Below are 19,827 nucleotides of genomic sequence, written 5' to 3'. Positions count from 1 at the left end.
CAGCCGGTTCGCAGCACGCTCGCGCGCCCGCCACACGCGGCCCGCGGTAATGCTGGCCTCCTGGATCGACAAGCGTCGCGAGGAAGGAAGAGGCATTCCTGTCTGGGAAAGACCTCTTTCGATCGGGGGGCTGACCGGCAGATTGTCGCGGGGCGGCAGGTTTGATGGCGAGGTCATCAATCTGAAGCTCCTGACGATGCAATGCGGGCTGCATCTCACCACCGTCCACAAAGATCCGGCCCTGTTGTCGATGGTTCATGATGCTGTCGACGAGCTTGGGTTCGAGGTGGGCGGGATGGACACGCCGATCTCCCCGGATCCCGACACGGGGCGACCGTGGCGGGAGCGCTTCGATGCCATCAGCCTGGCGCGGGAAGAACGGCACCTGCAGACGGCCGCCTATATCGTGTGTTGCTATCTGACGGGCATGCGCGACGGTGAGGTGCAGTCGCTGCGATCCGGCTGCCTGAAACGGAATCTCGACCGGGACGGGCGAACAGAAAGGCTGGCGATCGAGGGCGTGACCTGGAAGGATCGCGGCGCTCGCGGCGAACAGGTCGAATGGATCACCATCGAGGCCGCCGTCCAGGCGATCCGGGTTGCCGAGCGTCTTTCGGAACGATTCCGCCGGAATGCGGGGACAGAGCGGCTATGGCTTGCCCTTGACGACCGCGAGACGAACAATGCCGAGACGCCGATACTCATCGCCAAGAAGATCAACCAATTCCGAGAACATCTCGATGAGCGATATGGCGCGGACGATAGTCCTGTGATCCCCCGAGTGGGAGAAGACGTCTGGCGCTTCAACACCCGTCAGTTCAGGCGAACGCTGGCCTGGTACATCGCGAACCGGCCCTTCGGGGTTGTCGCCGGCAAAATCCAGTACAAGCACGCCTCCGTGGCCATGTTCAACGGCTATGCCGGCTCGTCCGCATCCGGCTTCAGGCAGGAGGTCGAACAGGAACTGGCGCTCGGACAACTCGACGACATCATCGACTACTTCGAAAACCATCGACGCGGTCACGGTCCAGGCGGACCCGCCGGTAAGCGCGTCGGCGTGGAACTGGAGCGGGTCGGCCGCGAACTCGGCCCGCTTCCGGGGCAACTGGCCGATCGCAAGCGCCTGAAGGCGATGCTGGCGCATCTGGCGCGCACGCTGCATGTCGGATATCTGAACGACTGCTTCTTCGACCCATTGACGGCGCTCTGCCTGCGGGAGTCTGAGAAACCTTCAGCCTCGGTGCCGGTCCTGTCGCGATGCGCGCCCGACCGATGTCCCAACGCCTGCCTCGTCGAGCGACATCTCCCGCCATGGGAAGCCTCCATTGCACAGGCGGAGGATCTTCTCGCCGACAAGCGTCTCTCCCCGCTGCAACGCGAAGCGCTGCGCCTGGACAACGACAGAAAACGCAGGCTCATCGCGCCGTTGAAGGAACGCACATCATGAAGCCGGTCAGTGCAGCCACGGAACAGGCGCTTCGTGAGGCGATGGCGCGCCTCCTTTATGGGTGCCCCCGCGTGGCTGATGGCAGGCTGACGGTTGTGAATCTGGCCATCGAGGCAGGTGTCAGTCGCGCGACCGCGAACCGCGCTTCCGAGGTGCTGGAAGCCTTCCGCCATGCAGTTGCCGAGTCGAGAGCCCGGCGCAACGCGACGGATCGGCCGGCGGGGACGGCCCGGGCCGAACAGGAGCGGCGCGCCGTCGAAACCGTGCTCGCCCAGCATCGTCAAGTCCGCGCGCTGTGCCAGCTTATGGAACGGCGGCGCGATAACCGCACCGCCGACGTCATACCGATCATCGGCAGGAAACGCCCTTGACGCCGATTGTGCTCACCCGGCGCAGCAGGAGAGTTTGGCGATGTCCTTGCCGAACGAAAGTGCTGCGAGCTTCAGCCCCTCGACCGTGGTGAGGTAAGGAAAGATCGTGTCCGCGAGGTCATCGACGGTGAGACCCTGGCGGATCGCGAGAGCCGCGGTCTGAATGCTGTCGGCACCTTCCGGCGCGAGGATGTGGGCGCCGAGCAAACGACCGCCAGCAGCATCGGCCACGAGCTTGATAAGCCCACGAGTGTCGCGGGCGGCGAGTGCGCGCGGCACCTGATCGAGACCGATCGTCGAAACGCGGATCTCATGCCCGGCCGCACGCGCCGCCGCCTCGGTGAGACCTACGCTTGCGACCTGCGGATCGGTGAAGACGATAGCGGGCATGGCGCTGTTATCGTAGCGCAGGCTGTCGCCATTGAGGGCGTTCTTGGCGGCGAGCTTGGCGCCATAGGCGGCCATGTAGACGAACTGGTCGCGGCCGGTGACGTCGCCGGCGGCATAGACGCCAGCCTTGGTCGTGCGCATGCGGTCGTCGACCACGATGCCGCCCTTCGCCGAGACGGTGATCCCGTGCTCGGCCAGCCCAAGGCCTTCGATGTTGGGCGTGCGGCCCGTGGTGATCAGCACCTGATCGGCGTCGATCTGGACATCGTGACCGTCACGCGTGACGGTCAGTGACGCTCGGCCCTCGGTTTTGCGGATCGCGCGGTAAGCGATGCCGGAGATAACGGTGATGCCTTCATCCTCGAAATACCCCGTGAGCGCCGCGCCGATCTCGGGCTCGGCCTCGGGGAGCAGTCGGGACCGGCAGACGAGGGTCACCTTGACGCCGGCACGGGCGAACATCTGGGCGAGCTCCGCGCCGATATAACCGCCGCCGATCACCAGCAGCGATCGCGGCAGTTCCTCGAGGTCGAGCGCCGTCGTACTGGTGAGATACGGTACGGTCTCGAGGCCAGGAATAGCAGGAACTGCCGGCCGCGCGCCGGTTGCGATAATGATCTTGCCAGCGGCAATACGCGCGCCGTCAACTTCGACACCGCCGTCGAGGAGGCGAGCCGGCCCGTCGCGATAGGCGATACCATTGTACGCGGGGAGCAGGTCCGCGTATTTGGCCTGGCGCAGCCCAGACACGAGCGTGTCCTTCTGACGAACGGTTCCGCGCCAGTCTGTCAGTTCGGCTTCAGCAGTAATGCCGGCAAAACGTGCCGCCACGCGAGCGTTATGAAGCGTCTCGGCCGCGCGGATCAGGGTCTTCGACGGCACGCAGCCGACATTGACGCAGGTGCCGCCGATGGTGCCACTGCCGATGAGCGCCACCTGTGCGCCCTGATCGGCGGCCGTGATCGAGGCCGAGAAGCCGGCCGAGCCGGCGCCGATGACGACGAGATCGTAAGCGCCTCCATTGCGACCGTTTGTGCGCAAGGGTCGGTTGGCGACCACCAGGCTCTTCGACGCCACATCGAGACCAGCGAGGCTCGGCCCGAACAGAGCACGGCCGGCTTCCAGTCCTTCCTCGATCGACAGCCGGAAACCTGGCTCGTCGGTGGAACGTTCGTCGCGCCAGGCGGAAAGATGCTCGTCCGAGCAGAAAAAAGCGGTCGTCGCGCAGAGCGAGCTCGCGGCGCAGCCGCCTTCATAACGGACGCTCTGCCACATGACGGCCGACTGTGGCTCGACGTCGGCGAGTGCCCGCCCTCGGTCCTGCGTGGTGATCCGGATCAGTGCGCCGCAATGGCCGCAGGGCGAGGCGATCGCGGTGTCGCGATCGGTCATGGCACCGATGCCCAGCGCGTCGACCGCGCACATTGCATTCAGCGTGCGTCCGTCCAGAGTGACCCGATGGCCGGTGTTATGATCGCTGAACGGATAGGCGCCGACGATCAGCTCGCCATCGAGAACGACGAGGTCGCGCCGGCGGAGCTCGTCGAGCAGTGGCCGGATGACCATCTCACTGAGTTTTGTACGCTCCGCAAGCGCGCTTATGGTCGGGGCACCCCCGTGGTCGGCGTAGAGTCGGAGCAACGCAACACGCACCCTGTCGGTGGCGGGATCGTAACCGCTCCAGCGATTGAGCACGTGGTCGGACCCGACCATCGCCTGCAGAGCGTTCTTGACCACAGGCGACGTGACCGCCGACCAATCCGGAAACGTTACGCCCGGTCGAACGGCAAAGCTCGCCAGTGTCGCGGGCTGAGAAACGGCCGGGTTGTCCCGGGAGGAGGTTGCACAGCAATCGTTCATGGCTTCACGCCTTCCTTGCGAATCTTCGTCTCATAGGCCGTGGCTCTTGCCCGGCGATGATGGGGCCCCCACGCGCCGAAGCCGAAGCCCGCGACGATCAGGGGAAGCACCACTGCACCCACACCTGTCAGCCACGTGCCAAGACCCGCCAGAGACAGGCCGACGGCGAGGAGCGGCGCCGCGCAGCAGATCGCGGCGAGGACGGCGCCAACGGCACCTGCGCGGATTACGGCGCGATCAGTCATCTAGCTGCCTTGCTGCGTCGGGTGGGCCGGATAACCAGCATTCATGCTGGCGGCTGCGATGGCATCGGTGCTCGTCTTAGCGTCGTCGAAGGTCACGGTCGCGGACTTCGCCTCGAAGGAGACGGTCACCTTCGCGACACCGGGGATTGCCGCCATCGTGGTCTTCACGATGTAGGGGCACGAGGCGCAGGTCATGTTGTCGACGGCAAACGTCACAGTGCGTTCGGCGGCGAAGGCGGCAGGCGCAGTCATCACCGACGCGATCAAAGTGAAAGCGCTCAAACTCTTCCTCATGGGGTAGTCTCCTCTTGGTGTCAGGCGGAAAGCAGCAGCGGCGCGACGTAGTCGAAGGCGAAAGCAGCGGCGACGAGTACGGTCGCGAACCAGAGCGCGATCTGAACGAGGCGGCTGGGGACGGCGCGCGTGCAGGCAGCCCCATCGGCACAGGCCTGTCGCGGCTTCCAGTAGACAAGGTAGAAGCCGTAGCCGAGCATGCCCGCCGTTGCGGCGACAAACAGTGGCTTGTAGGGCGCAAGCGCCGTCAGATTGCCGATCCAGGCGCCGCCGATGCCGAGGCTGAACAGGACGAGCGGAATGATGCAACAGGACGAGGCGGCGATGGCGCCGAGTATGCCGCCGACGGCGACCAGGCGCTGTCGCCCGGCCTCGCTTCGCTCTGGCGTCGTCAGGTTTGCCGCAGTCGGTGCAACGTCTGCTGGTCCGTGTCGGGATGCATTCATGTTCGACCTCGCTCTTCTTGTCGAAAACCTATCCAGGCGCTAATGTGCGGTCTGTAGCAACTACAGGGTCAAGGGGTATTTTTGGATGCGCGATCACGCTGGCGTGAAAGGCCTCAAGCGCGCCGAACTCGCACAGCGCACAGGGTGCAATCTGGAGACGGTCCGCTATTACGAGAAGGTCGGCCTCCTGCCGGAGCCGCCGCGCACGGCGAGCGGCTATCGCAGCTACGACAGCACCCACGAGCGACGGCTTCGCTTCGTCTTGCGGGCGCGCGAGCTCGGCTTCTCCCTCGATGAAGTCCGTGAACTGCTGCGCCTCGTCGACGAGCGCGACCAGCCCTGCGCCGAGGCAAGCGCCGTTGCCGCCGCGCATCTCGACGACGTGCGTGAAAAGATCGCCGACCTGAAACGCATGGAGCGAGTGCTGAAGGACGTGGTGGCCCAATGCACAGAAGGCAATCGGCGGGAATGTCCGCTGATCGAGACGCTGTTCCGGGAGCCGGCGAGCTCAGCGAAATGCCAGTGAGACAGCTTGACTGTTCAGATAAGCGCCGATGGTGCCGTCGCCGGCCTGGAAGATGACGATGGAGACCATGAGGGTGGTGGCGAGGCTGAAGGCGAAGGCGTGAGCTTGATCGAGGGACATCTGACCGGCTCCTGTCTTGGAGGCGGGAGACCATCTCCCGCGCGACAGGCGCCCGATGTGTCCGGCCGATGGCCGCAATCACCGCGCAGGCAAAGCCGGAGCGGCGGCACGCTTTGCGTAGTCCGACCCTTTACGGGTTGATGGCGTCAGGCCAGCGGCTGGACCAAGGATCAGCGCAATGGAAGCGGGTGATGGTTTTCCGCCATGACCGGGGCCATGATGGGATCGCCCGTTCAATGCTTTCGCGCCGAAGCATCGTCGCCATGCTGCCGGTCGTGATGCTGCCGACATGGGCGGGTATGGTCGTGCAAAGCCCAACAGCTGAAGAGGACGCCCGTGCCGAAGTTGCCTAAGAAGATCGACTTCCCCGTCGGCCAGGTGCGGCGCTATCTGGAGCCCGGCCCGATCGTGCTGGTGTCGTCGAAGTGGCGGGGCGCGACCAACATCATGACGCTCGGCTGGCACACGATCCTGGAATTCTCGCCGTCTCTGGTCGGCCTGATGATCTCCGGCGGCAATCACAGCCACCGCATGATCCGCGAAAGCCGGGAATGCGTGGTCAACCTGCCGACGACGGCGCTGACCGATACCGTGGTGGGGATCGGCAACACGTCGGGGGCCGAGGTCGACAAGTTCGCAAAGTTCAATCTCACGCAGCAGGAGGCGAGCAAGGTCGATGCGCCGTTGATCGGCGAATGCCATGCCAGCTTCGAATGCCGCCTTCACGACGACGCGCTGGTCGACAAGTACAATTTCTTCATCTTCGAGGTAGCGAAGGCGCATGTCGCCACGTCGCCAAAGCATCCCGAGACGCTGCATTACACCGGCGATGGCGTGTTCGTGGTGTCCGGCAAGGTCATCAGCCGCAGATCGCTGTTTCGACCCGAGATGCTGTGAGAGGCGGCGCTCACGCGCCACCTCCCTTCGGGCGGAAGTCGAACAGCGGGATGCCGAGCTTCCTCGCCTTGTCGGCGAGATTGTCCTGAATGCCGGTGCCGGGGAAGACGATGACCCCGATCGGCAGGATGTCGAGCATCTGATCGTTGCGCTTGAACGGTGCGGCCTTGGCGTGTTTCGTCCAGTCGGGTGCGAAGCCGACCTGCGGCACCTTGCGGGTGTCGGCCCATTTCGCCGCGATCTTCTCGGCACCCTTCGGTGACTTGCCGTGCAGCAGCACCATGTCGGGGTGCTTGGCGTGGACCTGATCGAGCTTGGCCCAGATCAGGTGGTGATCGTTGAAGTCGAGCCCGCCGGTAAAGGCGATCTTCGGACCGGCGGGCAGCAGCACTTGATTGTCGGCCCGCTTCTTGGCGGCGAGGAAGTCGCGGCTGTCGATCATCGCCGAGGTCAGGTTGCGATGGTTGACCATCGATCCGCTGCGCGGTCGCCAGTTCGATCCGGTGTGGCGCTCGTAGTGCTCGGCGGCCTGGTCGCGCATCAACTCGAACGCGTTGCGGCGTTCGATCATGGTCTGGCCCTCGGCCGTCAGGCGTTCCAGCTCGACGGCCTTCACTTCGCTGCCGTCCTGTTCGCGCTGGCCGCGGCGCTGCGCCTGCTCGTTGTCGTCCAGCTCGCGCTCGATCCGTTCGTTGGCCCGGTGGAAGACGTTGACCGTCGACCAGAGGAGATCGTCGAGGTCGGGCTCGAGGCGGGTGTCCTCCAGAGTGACGATCAGGGCGTCGAAGATATCGGCGATGGCGCCGGCGACATGGTCGCCTTCCGGAAGCGGTCGGGGATCGGGTTCATCCGTGAAGGGACGGTAGCCGTAAAGCTGGAGTTCGCTGAGAACATGGTCGGTGGGTGAAGAGGCGTGGTGCGGTTCGTAGTCGTCGTGCTCGCTCATGGGATGCTCCGTCGGTTCGACCGCGACCCTCGCGGCCTTCATGGCGACGAAAGCCGGCGGGCGGGCCGGACCTGCATCCGCAGCGGAGCGGAGGGCCGGAGCACAGCGGAGGATGACGAAGGCGGGCTATTTTGCCTCGCGATGGAAAGCGGCTCTCGGCCGCGCCGGAAAATAGTCCGCCGCAGGCATTGCGGGTCCGGGCCGTTTGCTGGCCGATCGCCCTCTCGAAGGCCGGGGCGCGGTTCTCTCCGACCTGGGGATCATCCGAGCGATGCCGACGACGGTGCTCCCGCCGCCTGCATTCTCCTGCCGGCCTATGCCGCCAGCGCCATGAAGCGTGCGACGTCCTGTGGCGCGATCTGAACCCGTGCCGCTGCCCGGAGACTGTCCAGACCCGCCAAACGGAGATCCTCGTTGAAGTCGCCCAAGGTTGGAGACACCACGACCGCCTCGATCCCGGCCGCGTTCGCCCGTTCGATCAACGTCGCCATCGCACCGTCGCCGGCCGGATCATTGTCGCGGGCGATGTAGAACCGGCGCAGCGTGTCGGGGAACAGGATGGCCGAGAGATGTGCCGCCGAGAGTGCCGCCGCCATCGGCATGGTGGGCAGCGCCATCCTGAGCGACAGCATCGTCTCGATCCCTTCGCCCGCCGCCATCACTTCGCCCGCTACGCCGAAACGGACGGCATGGCCCAGGAGGTCGCCCATCGCCCGTCTCGGCGTGTCGATCGGGGCCTTGTCCGATCCGTCTGGGGCGAGCCAGGTGCGATGCGCGCCGGTCTGACGCCCGTCGAGATTGGTGACCGATGCAATCATCGCCGGCCAGGTCTCGGTCGGAGAGTGCTCGTCAGGCCGGTAATAGCAGCGGGGATGAAAGCGCAGGCTTCCGGTTCCGTGCAAATCCGTAATGCCGCGTGTGCGGAGATACGTCTTTACGAGTGTGCCCGAAATCGGTTGCGCCATGGCAAAGAGCCGCCGTGCCGCTTCCGGTGATCCGGCTGGTGCAGGTGTCTTGCGCTCGCCGTCATGCGGACGGTCCGGTTCGGGATGCGGCATCGACAGGAAGGTGCGCGCCTCATCGGCGACGTCCTTGAAGTCGTTCAGGCCGCAGCTCTCGCGGATGACGTCGAGGAGATCGCCATGCTCACCGGTTGCGGCGTCGGTCCATTTGCCGGCGGCGCCCTTGCCGGTCTCGCCGCCCTTCAGCCGCACGAACATCGAGCGGCCGAGTGTGTTGCGGACATCGCCGACAAGCCAGTAGCGGCCCTCGCGATGTCCCGCGGAGAGATAGTGGCGGCACACCGCCTCGGCCTGTCGGCCGAGACGGATCGCCAGTTCGGAAGCGTCCTGCCGTGCCATCACGCCGCCTCCCGCTCGCCGATGCGTTCGACCGGGTGGCGCTCCAGCACCTTGGCGAGGATGGCCGCCCCGGTCGTATCGGTCGGCACGAACATCCGCAGCTTCCACGAGATGATTTCGTGAAAGAGGCCATAGGCCCGCAGGCGATCACGCATGGGGTCGGTGAAGCCCGACAGCTCGATGCGGTTGGCGCCCATGACCCGGACGCGGCGAAGCTGAAGACCCTCGGTCAGATCGAGAATGGTCTTGCCGTCCATCAGCGCCATGAAGGCGTCGTCCGGCGTCAGGGTCGACGTGCCGGTGGCGAGCGCGCCGGCCACCCATGCGGGGGAGACGCGGCGACCGACGATGCGCTCGCCGTCGTCTGTCTGGAGTCGATAAACCCGAGTCGATTCGTTCGGAAGCCGCTTCCAGATCGGCAGCAATAGCCCGCTGACGACATGAATGGTGCTATCGGCATATTCCGGCACCTCGGCGGCCTCGGCATCCCATGCCGCAGTGAAGGCGATCTGCTCCGCCTGCACCCAATGGGTCTCGTCCATCATCCTGATGGGGACGTTGTGCGCCTCCATCGGCCGGATCAGCCGCACGCGCCGTTCGATCTCGCCATCGTCCAGCATGATGCTGGTGGTCGGTATCTGCACGGCGGCGCGGCCCGAGCGCTCGTTGATCAGCAGCCTCGCGCCCGGGTCATCGAGATGGCCGAGCGCCGCGGCCAGCGTCACGGGACGGTTGCGCTGGCGCTGGGTGATGGTCAGCAGCCGGGCCTCGGCGCCGGTGCCGGGATGAACATGGATCGTCCGGCGATCGGTGACGATGAAGCTCTCGGCCTGTAGCGTTTCCAAGCCGACGTCGTAGCTGCCGGAAGCGATAGCGCCTTCTATCTTGGCGTTCAGCAGCCGCTCGAACGCCGTGAACAGGACGCCCTGAAGTTCGATGGTCAGCGCCAGCAACCTGTTCAGGAACGTGGTGATCGGCGGCAACTCATTCTTGATGCCGGTGGAGTCCATCAGCGACAGGCCGGTGGCATCCTCGAACATCTGGAGCGAGCACCCCTCGACTTTGCCGCGCACCAGCAGCAGGTAGAGCTGCCGCAGCGCGTCGCGGGCGTAGTGGCTTTCCAGATTGTCCTCGGGCCGGAACAGGCCTTGGCCGCCGGTCTGGCGCTGGCCGCGCGTGATGGCGCCCAAGGTGTCGAGGCGGCGGGCGATGGTCGACAGGAACCGCTTTTCCGCCTTCACGTCCGTCGAGATCGGCCGGAACAGCGGTGGTTGCGCCTGGTTGGTCCGGTTGGTGCGGCCCAGGCCCTGAATGGCGGCGTCGGCCTTCCAGCCCGGCTCCAGCAGATAGTGGACGCGCAGGCGCTGGTTCCGCGCCGACAGATCGGCGTGGTAGCTGCGCCCGGTGCCGCCGGCGTCGGAGAAGATCAGAATGCGTTTCTGATCATCCATGAACGCCTGCGTCTCGGCCAGATTGGCCGACCCGGCGCGGTTCTCCACGGCGAGGCGGTCGATGCCGCCGGGGCTGGTCATGGAGTCGGCACCCGACTTGCGGACGATGCGGCGCGAACGTCCCGTCACCTCTGCTACGACATCGGTGCCGAAGCGCTGGACGATCTGGTCGAGCGCGCCGGGGACGGGTGGCAGCGAAGCGAGCCTCTCGATCAGGCGGTCACGACGGGCAACGGCGTCGCGGCTTTCGACCGGCTGGCCCTCGCGAAACACCGGCCGCGACGACAGGTTGCCCTCGCTGTCGGTGAAGGGCTCATAAAGCTGCACCGGGAAGGAATGGGCGAGGTAATCCAGAACGTACTCGCGCGGGGTGATGTCCACCCGGACGTCGTTCCATTCCTCGGTGGGGATCTCCGCGAGACGGCGCTCCATCAGGGCTTCGCCGGTCGACACGATCTGGATCACGGCGGCATGGCCGTCGACTAGGTCCTGCTCGATCGAGCGGATCAGGGTGGGCGTCTTCGTCGAGGTCAGCAGATGGCCGAAGAAGCGCTGCTTGGCGGATTCGAAGGCCGAGCGGGCGGCGGATTTGGCCTGGCGGTTCAACGTGCCGCCGTCGCCAGTGATGTTGGCGGCCTGCATCGCCGCATCGAGATTGTTATGAATGACGGCGAAGGCGCCGGCATAGGCGTCGTAGATGCCGGTCTGCTCGGGGGTGAGCTGGTGCTCGACCAGTTCGTATTCGACGCCGTCATAGGACAGTGAGCGGGCCGTGTAGAGACCGAGCGAGCGCAGGTCGCGGGCCAGCACTTCCATCGCCGCGACGCCGCCATCCTCGATCGCCTCGACGAATTCGGCGCGGGTAGAGAACGGGAAGTCCTCGCCGCCCCAGAGACCGAGGCGCTGGGCATAGGCGAGATTGTGGACGGTGGTCGCGCCGGTCGCCGAGACATAGACGACGCGCGCATTCGGCAGGGCGTGCTGGAGCCGGAGGCCCGCACGGCCCTGCTGCGAGGCGGCGACGTCGCCGCGTTCGCCTTTTCCACCAGCGGCGTTCTGCATGGCGTGGCTCTCGTCGAAGATGATCACTCCATCGAAGTCGGAGCCCAACCATTCGACGATCTGCTTGACGCGGGAAAGCTTTTCGCCCCGGTCGTCGGACCGTAGCGTGGCATAGGTGGTGAATAGGACGGCTTCCGAGAGCGTGATGTCCTTGCCCTGCGGGAAGCGCGACAGCGGCGTGACCAGCAGGCGCTCCATGCCGAGGGCCGACCAGTCGCGCTGGGCATCCTCCAGCAGCTTGTCGGATTTGGAGATCCACACCGCCTTGCGGCGGCCCTGCATCCAGTTGTCGAGGATGATGCCGGCCGACTGGCGACCCTTGCCGGCGCCGGTGCCGTCGCCGAGCATGAAGCCCCGGCGGAAGCGCACGGCGTTCGGCGCATCGTCGGGCGCGGCCGAGACGACGTCGAAGGTTTCGTCGAGCGTCCATGATCCCGCGAGGAAGTCGGAGTGCGCCTCGCCGGCGTAGATGACGGTTTCGAGCTGCGCGTCGGAGAGAAGGCCGTCTGTGAGGACGTTGGCGGGCAGCCGAGGCCGGTAGCTCGGTTTGGGCGGCGGGACCGAGGCCATCGCCACGGATTGGACCAGCTTGGTCGGATGGGCCTGAGCACCGGGAATGCGGATCGCCTGCAATCCGTATTCTTCATAGATCGCGTCGGTGATCCGGCCTTCTTCGGCGGGCGTCCAGTCCACGGTCTCATAGGCGAGTTCGATCCCTTCGGGCTCGATGGACGCGGGCGTGGCGGGACGTGCAGCGGTGGTGCGAGCGAGGTATCCGCGAACGGTCCTGGGCGTGGCGGCGGACGCCGAGGTTGTCACTGGCGGGAGGGTTGCGGTCGGACGCGGGGGAACCTGCGTTTCGATCCAGCCGAGCAGCGTGTCGACGTCGGGCGCGATGCCGGGCGATCCCGGGAAAGCGCCCGGATTGGCGGCCGGGATCTTGTCGATCACGGTCAGACGGGTGTCGATGGTCGTGCCATGCTTGGCATAGACCGAGCCGTCCACGGCCGCGGTGAAGACGACGCGGCCACGCTCCTGAAGCCGGGCGAAGGCCTCGCGCCACGCTGGAAGGTCGGGGCCGAAGTTGGCGCCGGTGATCGCCACCAGCCGCCCGCCTTCGGCGAGCCGTGCCAGTGCTGAAGCGACATGGCGATAGGCGGCGTCGGCAACGCGGCCGGAGACGTTTGCCATGGCCGAGAATGGCGGGTTCATGAGCACGACGGAGGGGACAGCGCCCGGCGTGAGATGATCGTTGATCTGGGCGGCGTCGAAGCGCGTGACGGCAACGGCCGGAAACAGCGCAGCGAGCAGATCGGCTCGGGTCTCGGCCAGTTCGTTGAGGAGGAGCGTTCCGCCGGATATCTCGGCCAGGATGGCGAGCAGGCCGGTGCCAGCCGAGGGCTCCAAGACAATGTCGCCAGCAGTTATGGAGGCGGCCGCCACGGCGGCGAGACCGAGCGGCGCCGGCGTCGAGAACTGCTGAAGCGCCTGCGATTCTTCCGAACGCCGCGTATGCGTCGGCAGGAGCCCGGCGATCTTCCCAAGAGCGGAGAGACGTGCAGCCGGAGATGCGGCTTTGCGGAAAAGCGCCTTTCCGTATTTGCGCAGGAAGAGGACTGTCGCGACCTCGCAGGCCTCATAGGCGGCCTTCCAGTCCCAGGCGCCGCTGGTGTCGGATGCGCCGAAGGCTTCTTCCATCGCTGCACGGAGGATCGCGGCGTCGATGCGCTGGCCGCGTTCGAGATAATCGAGAAGCTGTTGCGCCACCGCGAGGATCGGGGACGCACGGGTGACGGGCGCGGCCGGAAGGGCCACGGGAGACAAAATGTTCATGGGAGGAACCTCGGGAGAGCGGAAGGGACAAGCCCGGCGGCGCTCTCTCTCGACCGCCCGGACTCGACCCGTCCCGGCCGTCCTCTTCCTCTGATCCGCCGACATAAAAAAAGCGCCCAACCGTGAGGCCGGGCGCTGAGGGAAGCAGCCGATTTCAGTCGATCGCCTGGAAGATCTCCGCGGATTCCGGATGGTCCGCGGCGTGGTCGTAAAGGCGGCCATATCCTTCCGACATCGCGTCGACCGGATACTTGAAGGAGAGATGGGAGAAGGCGAAAAGCGTCGCGATGATGCCGGCGGCGTCGGCCGATACCTCGCCCTCATAGCCGTTGGTATCGCAGACGATCTGAAAGCGGGGCTTCGAGGTCGGCGCGAGGTATAGGGGCCTCCCGTCGCGCTCATAGAAGTCCCAGAGACCGCCGCGATAATCGAGCGGGCTGAGGCGCTCCATCAGGTGATAGACGGTCATCTCCGCCACAAGGACATGCTGGCGGCCGAAGAGCAGCGGCAGGAAGCCCATCCGGCGAGCCTCCGGTACGAGGGTGACAGCGCGCGCTGGGGAACCGTCGGTGGTGTTTATAATGTCGGGCATGAGGATTTCTCCGGAGAGCGGATCGGGACGAGCCGGCGGCGCTCTCTCTCGACCGGACCGGCTCGAACCCGTCCCGGCCGTCCTCTCACTCTGGCGCGCGGCATGACCGATTGATCGCGCGGACTTCCGAGGTGGGATGCGCGGCGCTACATTCCTTCATCCAGCACATGGCGAAACACGGCCTCGGCGATCGGGGACGCATGTCCGCCCGACCTAGCGAGGCCCCGGAGGGAGACGGTGATGAAGGGTAGTGTGATCGGCATGGTGGCCGCAGGATGCCTCGTAGTGGGCTTTGGGGCGGGATTCGCGCTCCGCCCGGTGATCGCGCCCGGTGGCGCATCCGCCGCGGTCGCGGGCGTGGCGCAGCCGACAGAAGAAGAGGCCATCGCGGCCGTCCGCCGCCATCGCCTCTTCACGGGGACGTCGCTGGCAAATGCGACACTCAAGCTTGGTGATTGTTCGCCGGGCGGTGTCGGACCCGGCGTGACGTGCATGACGCAGCTCACGATGGATACGACCCGGGCGAACGCCACGCCCCAGAACCGTCCGGTCGGCTTCGCGCGCGTCAACGGTCAATGGGAAGTGGCCGTCTGGTAGAGTTCAGACAGCCGTTTCATCGCCCGTGTCGGGCGGAAGGTAAGCGTCATAGGGATTGCCGTCCGCCAGATGGCCGAACGGCGTGAACATATAGTCGCCGCCGTCACGGCCGACGGCACAGATGACATAGCGCGGCTCGCCGGTCGCGGCGTCCGTGCATTCCATCAGCGCCAGGTCGCCGCTTTCCGCTGCGCGAAGCAGGGTCTGGAAGTTGGCGCGCGCGTGATCGGGAATCATCGCGCACCTCCCTCAGCGAGCCAGCGGCCGGTGCTGATCCATTGGATCGTGCGGCCAGTTGAGAGGTCGAGCAGATGGGCACCGCCGGAGAAGCCATCGATGACAGGGTCCGAGGCAATGCCGGCCCACTGAAACCCCCAGGTGCCGGTGAGCGCGAACGTCTCGGCGCAGCGGGTGACGAAGGTTATCAGTAATTGCGGATCGGCGGTGCCTGGGTCGCGAAGCCAGAGGCGTGTCGCGCCATGCTCGGGCGTCAGCGAGAGCAGGAACGGCTCGGCGGGCGGGTCTTCGCGACCGTTCTCGGCCATCAGCGCGGTGTAGATGTCGAACGCCTGCGCGACATTGGCGACTGAGCCGACGTCGAGCAGGCAGGAGAAGCGGGTGAGATGTTCGGCCATATCAGGCTCCTGAAACGAAAAGAGCCCGGCGCTGGGCCGGGCTCTGAGCGGATGGGATTGGAAGTTGCGGAGCGGCCGAAGCCGCCCCGCGAGCCGCTCATTCGGCGGCGACGAGGCGACGTTCGTCGTCCTCGCTATCGGCCTGCGGTTCCGAGTCATCGTCGGTGCTGAGAAAGTCAGGCAATTCGGCCCCCTCGGCTTCTTCGCCTCCGTCCGCGTCCGATGCCGGATCGCCGTCAACGTCGGCAACCCGAAGCGGCTCAGGCACCCAACCGCTGTCGGCCAGGAGACGCTCGGCCTCCTTGGCCATGTCGCCCTTTTTCAGATGGGCGATAAGCTCGGCCGCCCGTTCGCCGGCGCCTTCGCGGACGGCTTCTAGGATGCGCGGCTTGGTGACACGGTTGAGGTAGTTGCCGAAGGTCGGGCGCCAGCCGGCTTCGACGATGTCGAGGCCGGTCGCGCGCGTCAGCCGGTCGGCCTGCGCGAGCCTCATGTCGAGCGTATGCTGCGACACGCCGCCCGCGCTGTGCGGGTTCGGCCGCTCATAGAGCGCGTTGACCCCATAGCTGACGCAGTGCGCCAGCAGAGCCATGCGGCTGGCATCGTCAAGCGCGGCGAGCCAGTCCCAGAGGGCGTCGTCGTCCTTCGGGATGTCGGCGGCCCAGGCGTCGTGACGCTCCTGCACGGCTCGCGCGGAGGGGCTGTCCTTCAGCGTCTCGTCCTGAACGGGGAAGAAGATATGCTTCATCCCCGCCTCCATGGCGCCCGTGTACATGCGGGTCATGAAGTTGTCCGAGACCAGCTTGTGGAGAAGCGCCGTCATGGCGATGTGCGGGTTGTCCGCGACGGCATTGCGCAGCGCGAGGGTGCGGTAGGCGGTCAGCTCGACGACGAGACGTTCGGGCAGCGGCTTGATCCCGTCGTCGTCATCATCCTCTTCGGGGTCGACTGGCTGGCCCCCGATGGTGATGACGGCGCGCTGCACCGAGGGGCTCGCGGTGCCGGCGGATTCGGTGTCCGTCTCCGAGCCCTCCTCGCCATCGGTCCGGACCTGAGGCACATCCTCGGGCCGAACGAAGCCGCGATCGACCGAAAGCGATCCGTCGGCGTCGATGCTGACGAAGACGCCGGCGATGGCGATGTCGGCCGGGTCGAAGTGCTCGGGGCGATCGTCGAACGCGGCCAGAGCCGTCTCGATCTCGCCCATACGCTCGTCGATCTCATCGGGCAGTTCGTCGGCGTCCTGATATTCGGCTTCGAGCCTGGTCTGCTCGGCGGTGAGCGCCTCGATGGTCGCCTGTTCCTCGGCCGATAGATCGAGCGGCGTGCCGGGGACCTCGTGCAGGCCGCGCACCGCGTCGTAGGGGAAGCTGACCGCGACCTCGATCCACTTCCAGCCTTCAGTGGCGATCACCTCGGCCTCGGCCTTCAGCTTCTCGGCGACGAGTCGATCGAGAAGCCCGACGTCCTGCAGCCAACCGCCATCATCGGCCTGGAAAAGATCGCGCATGACGATGCCGCCAGCCGCCTCATAGGTGTCGATGCCGAGGAAGACGGCACGCTTGTCTGACGCGCGCACCGTGGTCTCGGTCAGCATGCGCCGGATCTGGTAGGGCTCCTTCGACCAGGCGTCCTTGATCGCGTCCCAGACCTGCACCTGACGTTGGTGGTCTTCGGAGACCGTGAAGGCCATGAGCTGCTCCAGCGTCATGCCATCGTCGGCATAGACGTCGTGGAGGACGGGCGAGACCGTTGCGAGGCGCAGCCGCTGCTTGACCACGTTGACGGGCACGAAGAACGCCGCCGCAATCTCTTCTTCGGTCATGCCTTTGGTCAGCATGTCGTGGAAGGCGCGGAACTGATCGAGGGGATGGAGCGGCGCGCGCTCGATGTTCTCCGCCAGCGACACCTCCTCGGGGAGGATGGCGTCGTCGCGATCGCGGACCACGCAGGGCACGGGCGCGACCTTGGCGAGACGCTTCTGCTTCACCAGCAGTTCGAGCGCGCGGAAGCGGCGACCGCCAGCGGGCACCTCGAACATGCCGGTCTCGTTGCCTTCGGCGTCAACGACTGGAAAGACGCTGAGACTCTGGATCAGGCCGCGACGAGTGATCGAGGCTGCCAGGTCCTCGATCGAAACGCCGGCCTTCACTCGCCGGACGTTGGACTGGCTGAGCACCAGCTTGTTGAAGGGGATGTCGCGCGAGGACGACAGGATGATCTTCTGAACGGCAGTAGCCATCGGGATTTACTCCGCGACGGGCGGCCGAGAGACTCTCTCTCAACCTCCAACCCGTCACGAAGCGAAGCGCCGCCCTCTTCCTCTAAAGGGGGCAGCGCCACGGACCGGCAAACCAGAAAGGCACGGAAGCGCAAAGCCGGAGACGCGGAAAACCGCATCCCCGGTTTCGCGGAAATCAGGCAGCTCGATCGAGTAGCTTCTTGGCCTTGCCCTCCATGTCGAGGCGGGCGTCCTGATGCGGCTTGTCGCGCGCGACGGCGGTGATGCCCTGCACGAAGTCGAAGATGGACTCCGGAGGGCGGCCTTCCTCCGCCAGCACCCTGTCGATGATCTTGCCGGTCTCGGCCTTGGAGAAGCCGCGCCGACGCAGGAAGTCAGTGCGGTCTTCGTCCGTCCTGGCGACGATCCGCTCGCGGGCCGCCTTGATGCCGTTGACGAACGGCAGGGGCGAGGAGTTCGCGAAGTTCAGCAGCGCCGGGGCCGCCTCGTGCGCAAAGCGATTGGCGGCATATTTGGAGTGGCGGATGGTGATTTCCTCGAAATCCTCCACGCCCCACAAATTGCGGTTCTGGCAGACCGCCCGGAGATAGAAACTCGCCATTCCGAGCGTCTTGGCGCCGACCTCGGAATTCCAGCAATAGAAGCCCCGGAAATAGAGGTCGGGCGATCCGTCCGGCAGTCGGCCGGCCTCGATCGGATTCAGGTCGTCGACCAGGAACAGGAAGACGTCGCGATCGGAGGCGTAGAGCGTCGTCGTGTCCTTGGTGATGTCGACGCGGGGATTGTAGATGCCGGTCGACCAGTCGAGCACGCCCGGGACCTTCCAGCGGGTGTCGCCCGTGCCGTTGCCGGCGATGCGCTGCACGGCCTCGACCAGCTCGTGGTCGAAGATCCGGCCGTAGTCCGGGCCGGTGACGGCGCGAAGCTCGACGCGGCCGTTGTCGGTTTCGAGCGTCTTGATCTGCTCGGCCCGATTGGAGGTCAGGCCGTATTGCAGGTTGATGCCAGCGAGGGCGGCGGGGAGCTGCCGCAAATAGGCGGCGGGCGCTCCGACCAGGCTGGCGAGTTGGCCGAACGACCAGTGCGTCGGCGCGATGGGAGTGTCGGTGCCCGGGAGGATGAGCGCCAGCCGCTCCGGGTCGTCGCGGTTAGCCTCTACATGGACGAGTGCGCTCTCTACCACGCGCGTCCGGCTGCGTTCGGCGCGATCGCTAACCGCACGGCCCAGCTCGGTCAGGGACAGGTAGCGCTCATCGGCGGGGCGAGAAAACCATTCCGACGAGACGCGGCCGATCCGCTCCCCTCGGCTGACATCGACCTTGTAGCCGCCGTTCAAGTCACGGCGGGCGTCGAGAACCTGCATGTTCATGGACCAATCTCCATGACGGGCGTCGGAGACTCTTCTCCAACCCTCAACCCGTCACGGAAAACCGATCCACTCTCTCACTCTCAGCGGGGCGTTGCGGGGCAGCCGCCCCGCAGAAGGGGTCGGCCGAGACCGTTGGCTTTGGACGCAGGGGAAGGCTTTCCCCTCCGAGGCCAAGCTTAACTGCAAGTTTGGCGATTGGGCACACCAGCGGTTCGTCTATGGCGATTATGAGACGCGGCCGCCATAGACCTCGAACGCGTCCACCAGATGGTCGAACAGCGCCCCGACACGCGGCAAGCGGCGCAGATTCTCATGCGTCACGATCCAGGTCGGCAATTGTGGAAGCTCAATGTCGGACAGAACGCGTTGCAGTTCGGGATAACGCGCAGCCGTCGGTATCTGAGCGACGGCGATGCCAAGGCCGGCGCGCGCGAGCGCAAGCTGCGCGGGATGACTGTCCGTCCGGGCGATCCAGCGGATGTGCGCGGGATCTCCGATCCGTGCCGCAACGGCGAGATCGCCTCGGTTGCGGTCGGGCCCGATAAACAGATGATCGCCAATCTCGGCTCTCGAAGCGGGGCGGCCATAGGTTTCAAGATAATCGCGGTGAGCGAACAGGCCGAGTGGGATCGAAGGCACCTTTTTCACCACGAGGGCGGATTGCTCGGGCGGGTGCATACGCACAGCGACATCCACCTGCTGGTCGAGCAGGTCGGCGCTGGCATTGCTGAGTTCGAATTCGACCGTGAGCTGCGGATGCTTGTCGCGCAGGCTGCGAAGCATGGGAGGCAGGACTTCCTGTCCCACGAATTCGGAGACGCTGAGCCGGACCCGACCCGCGGCCGCCGCTGAATCGGCGGACGCCGCGCGCAGCATGGCCTCCGATGCATGTGCCATGGCACGGGCGGGCGCAGCCATCGCCTCGGCTGTCGGCGTGGGCACCAGTCCATGCACTGACCGTGTGAACAACGCCGTGCCCAGCGCAGCTTCCAGCCCCTCGATGCGCGCGCGCACCGTCGGCTGCGACAGCCCCAGCCGGCGCGCCCCGGCCGACAGGCTGCCCGTCTCCATCACCGCCAAGAAGGCGCGCTGATCATCCCATCCCACGTTCTTGCTCATAAAATTCTTATAGGCTGATAGCCA

Annotated in this window: 20 protein-coding genes; 6 read left to right on the top strand and 14 right to left on the bottom strand. The window is 65.9% G+C overall.

Annotation, left to right across the window (positions count from 1 at the left end; translation table 11 throughout):
- Together B015_RS31270 and B015_RS0120360 are read left to right on the top strand one after the other, a co-directional pair.
- Positions 1-1,447, top strand: a 1,447-nt coding sequence (locus tag B015_RS31270) for a hypothetical protein (protein WP_040456326.1), incomplete at its 5' end; no start/stop codon positions are given.
- Positions 1,444-1,818 (top strand): hypothetical protein, encoded by a 375-nt coding sequence (locus tag B015_RS0120360; RefSeq protein WP_012092604.1) that lies wholly within the window; start codon positions 1,444-1,446, stop codon positions 1,816-1,818. The genes B015_RS31270 and B015_RS0120360, both read left to right, overlap by 4 nt.
- Before the next feature lie 12 nt (positions 1,819-1,830).
- On the opposite strand, the gene merBA is transcribed toward B015_RS0120360, so the two are convergent.
- The 4 genes from merBA to B015_RS0120340 are packed head-to-tail and all read right to left on the bottom strand — an operon-like array spanning position 1,831 to position 5,053.
- Positions 1,831-4,068, bottom strand: coding sequence for a bifunctional organomercurial lyase/mercury(II) reductase MerBA (gene merBA, locus B015_RS0120355; RefSeq protein ID WP_012092603.1), 2,238 nt, complete (start codon positions 4,066-4,068; stop codon positions 1,831-1,833).
- Entirely contained in the window at positions 4,065-4,313 is a 249-nt protein-coding gene (locus tag B015_RS0120350; protein WP_012092602.1) for a hypothetical protein, read from the bottom strand. Before B015_RS0120350 ends, merBA begins: the two co-directional genes overlap by 4 nt.
- Complete coding sequence (locus B015_RS0120345; protein ID WP_012092601.1) at positions 4,314-4,607, bottom strand: cation transporter; 294 nt, start codon at positions 4,605-4,607, stop codon at positions 4,314-4,316.
- 20 nt (positions 4,608-4,627) lie between these two features.
- A complete protein-coding gene (locus B015_RS0120340) occupies positions 4,628-5,053 on the bottom strand; it encodes a mercuric transporter MerT family protein (protein ID WP_012092600.1) in 426 nt (141 codons plus the stop codon).
- Positions 5,054-5,138: 85 nt separating this feature from the next.
- On the opposite strand from B015_RS0120340, the gene B015_RS0120335 reads away from it, so the two are divergent.
- The gene (locus B015_RS0120335; protein WP_012092599.1) at positions 5,139-5,579 is read left to right on the top strand and encodes a helix-turn-helix domain-containing protein; all 441 of its coding nucleotides are present in this window, start codon (positions 5,139-5,141) and stop codon (positions 5,577-5,579) included.
- On the opposite strand, the gene B015_RS33625 is transcribed toward B015_RS0120335, so the two are convergent.
- Entirely contained in the window at positions 5,562-5,699 is a 138-nt protein-coding gene (locus tag B015_RS33625; protein WP_018429579.1) for a hypothetical protein, read from the bottom strand. The genes B015_RS0120335 and B015_RS33625 overlap by 18 nt on opposite strands.
- Before the next feature lie 68 nt (positions 5,700-5,767).
- Here B015_RS33625 and B015_RS0120325 point away from each other — a divergent pair, with 68 nt between their 5' ends.
- On the top strand, positions 5,768-6,052 hold the full coding sequence (locus B015_RS0120325) for a hypothetical protein (RefSeq protein ID WP_018429578.1): 285 nt from the start codon (positions 5,768-5,770) through the stop codon (positions 6,050-6,052).
- Complete coding sequence (locus B015_RS0120320; protein WP_018429577.1) at positions 6,036-6,596, top strand: flavin reductase family protein; 561 nt, start codon at positions 6,036-6,038, stop codon at positions 6,594-6,596. The genes B015_RS0120325 and B015_RS0120320 overlap by 17 nt, the downstream gene beginning before the upstream one ends.
- 10 nt (positions 6,597-6,606) lie before the next feature.
- On the opposite strand, the gene B015_RS0120315 is transcribed toward B015_RS0120320, so the two are convergent.
- From B015_RS0120315 to B015_RS0120300, 4 genes are all read right to left on the bottom strand, one after another.
- Positions 6,607-7,542, bottom strand: coding sequence for a DUF2493 domain-containing protein (locus B015_RS0120315; protein ID WP_026227533.1), 936 nt, complete (start codon positions 7,540-7,542; stop codon positions 6,607-6,609).
- Positions 7,543-7,856: 314 nt separating this feature from the next.
- Positions 7,857-8,903, bottom strand: a complete 1,047-nt coding sequence (locus B015_RS0120310; RefSeq protein WP_018429575.1) for a toprim domain-containing protein — start codon at positions 8,901-8,903, stop codon at positions 7,857-7,859.
- Positions 8,903-13,249, bottom strand: coding sequence for a strawberry notch family protein (locus B015_RS0120305; protein WP_018429574.1), 4,347 nt, complete (start codon positions 13,247-13,249; stop codon positions 8,903-8,905). The genes B015_RS0120310 and B015_RS0120305 overlap by 1 nt, the downstream gene beginning before the upstream one ends.
- A 154-nt stretch (positions 13,250-13,403) precedes the next feature.
- Positions 13,404-13,841 (bottom strand): antirestriction protein, encoded by a 438-nt coding sequence (locus B015_RS0120300; protein WP_018429573.1) that lies wholly within the window; start codon positions 13,839-13,841, stop codon positions 13,404-13,406.
- Positions 13,842-14,081: 240 nt separating this feature from the next.
- Here B015_RS0120300 and B015_RS0120295 point away from each other — a divergent pair, with 240 nt between their 5' ends.
- Positions 14,082-14,438, top strand: coding sequence for a hypothetical protein (locus B015_RS0120295; protein WP_157632790.1), 357 nt, complete (start codon positions 14,082-14,084; stop codon positions 14,436-14,438).
- A gap of 3 nt (positions 14,439-14,441) precedes the next feature.
- Here B015_RS0120295 and B015_RS0120290 read toward each other — a convergent pair whose 3' ends face one another.
- The 5 genes from B015_RS0120290 to B015_RS0120270 form a co-directional block, all read right to left on the bottom strand.
- Positions 14,442-14,675, bottom strand: coding sequence for a DUF6117 family protein (locus B015_RS0120290; protein WP_018429571.1), 234 nt, complete (start codon positions 14,673-14,675; stop codon positions 14,442-14,444).
- On the bottom strand, positions 14,672-15,073 hold the full coding sequence (locus tag B015_RS0120285) for a hypothetical protein (RefSeq protein WP_018429570.1): 402 nt from the start codon (positions 15,071-15,073) through the stop codon (positions 14,672-14,674). The genes B015_RS0120290 and B015_RS0120285 overlap by 4 nt, the downstream gene beginning before the upstream one ends.
- A gap of 97 nt (positions 15,074-15,170) precedes the next feature.
- Complete coding sequence (locus B015_RS0120280) at positions 15,171-17,315, bottom strand: ParB/RepB/Spo0J family partition protein (protein ID WP_018429569.1); 2,145 nt, start codon at positions 17,313-17,315, stop codon at positions 15,171-15,173.
- Positions 17,316-17,490: 175 nt separating this feature from the next.
- Positions 17,491-18,684, bottom strand: a complete 1,194-nt coding sequence (locus tag B015_RS0120275; RefSeq protein ID WP_018429568.1) for a hypothetical protein — start codon at positions 18,682-18,684, stop codon at positions 17,491-17,493.
- Positions 18,685-18,909: 225 nt separating this feature from the next.
- Entirely contained in the window at positions 18,910-19,803 is an 894-nt protein-coding gene (locus tag B015_RS0120270; RefSeq protein ID WP_018429567.1) for a LysR family transcriptional regulator, read from the bottom strand.
- Positions 19,804-19,827 lie beyond the last annotated feature (24 nt).

Source organism: Hoeflea sp. 108 (genome assembly GCF_000372965.1).
GTDB lineage: Bacteria > Pseudomonadota > Alphaproteobacteria > Rhizobiales > Rhizobiaceae > Aminobacter.
This window is presented reverse-complemented; position numbering and strand designations above follow the sequence as displayed.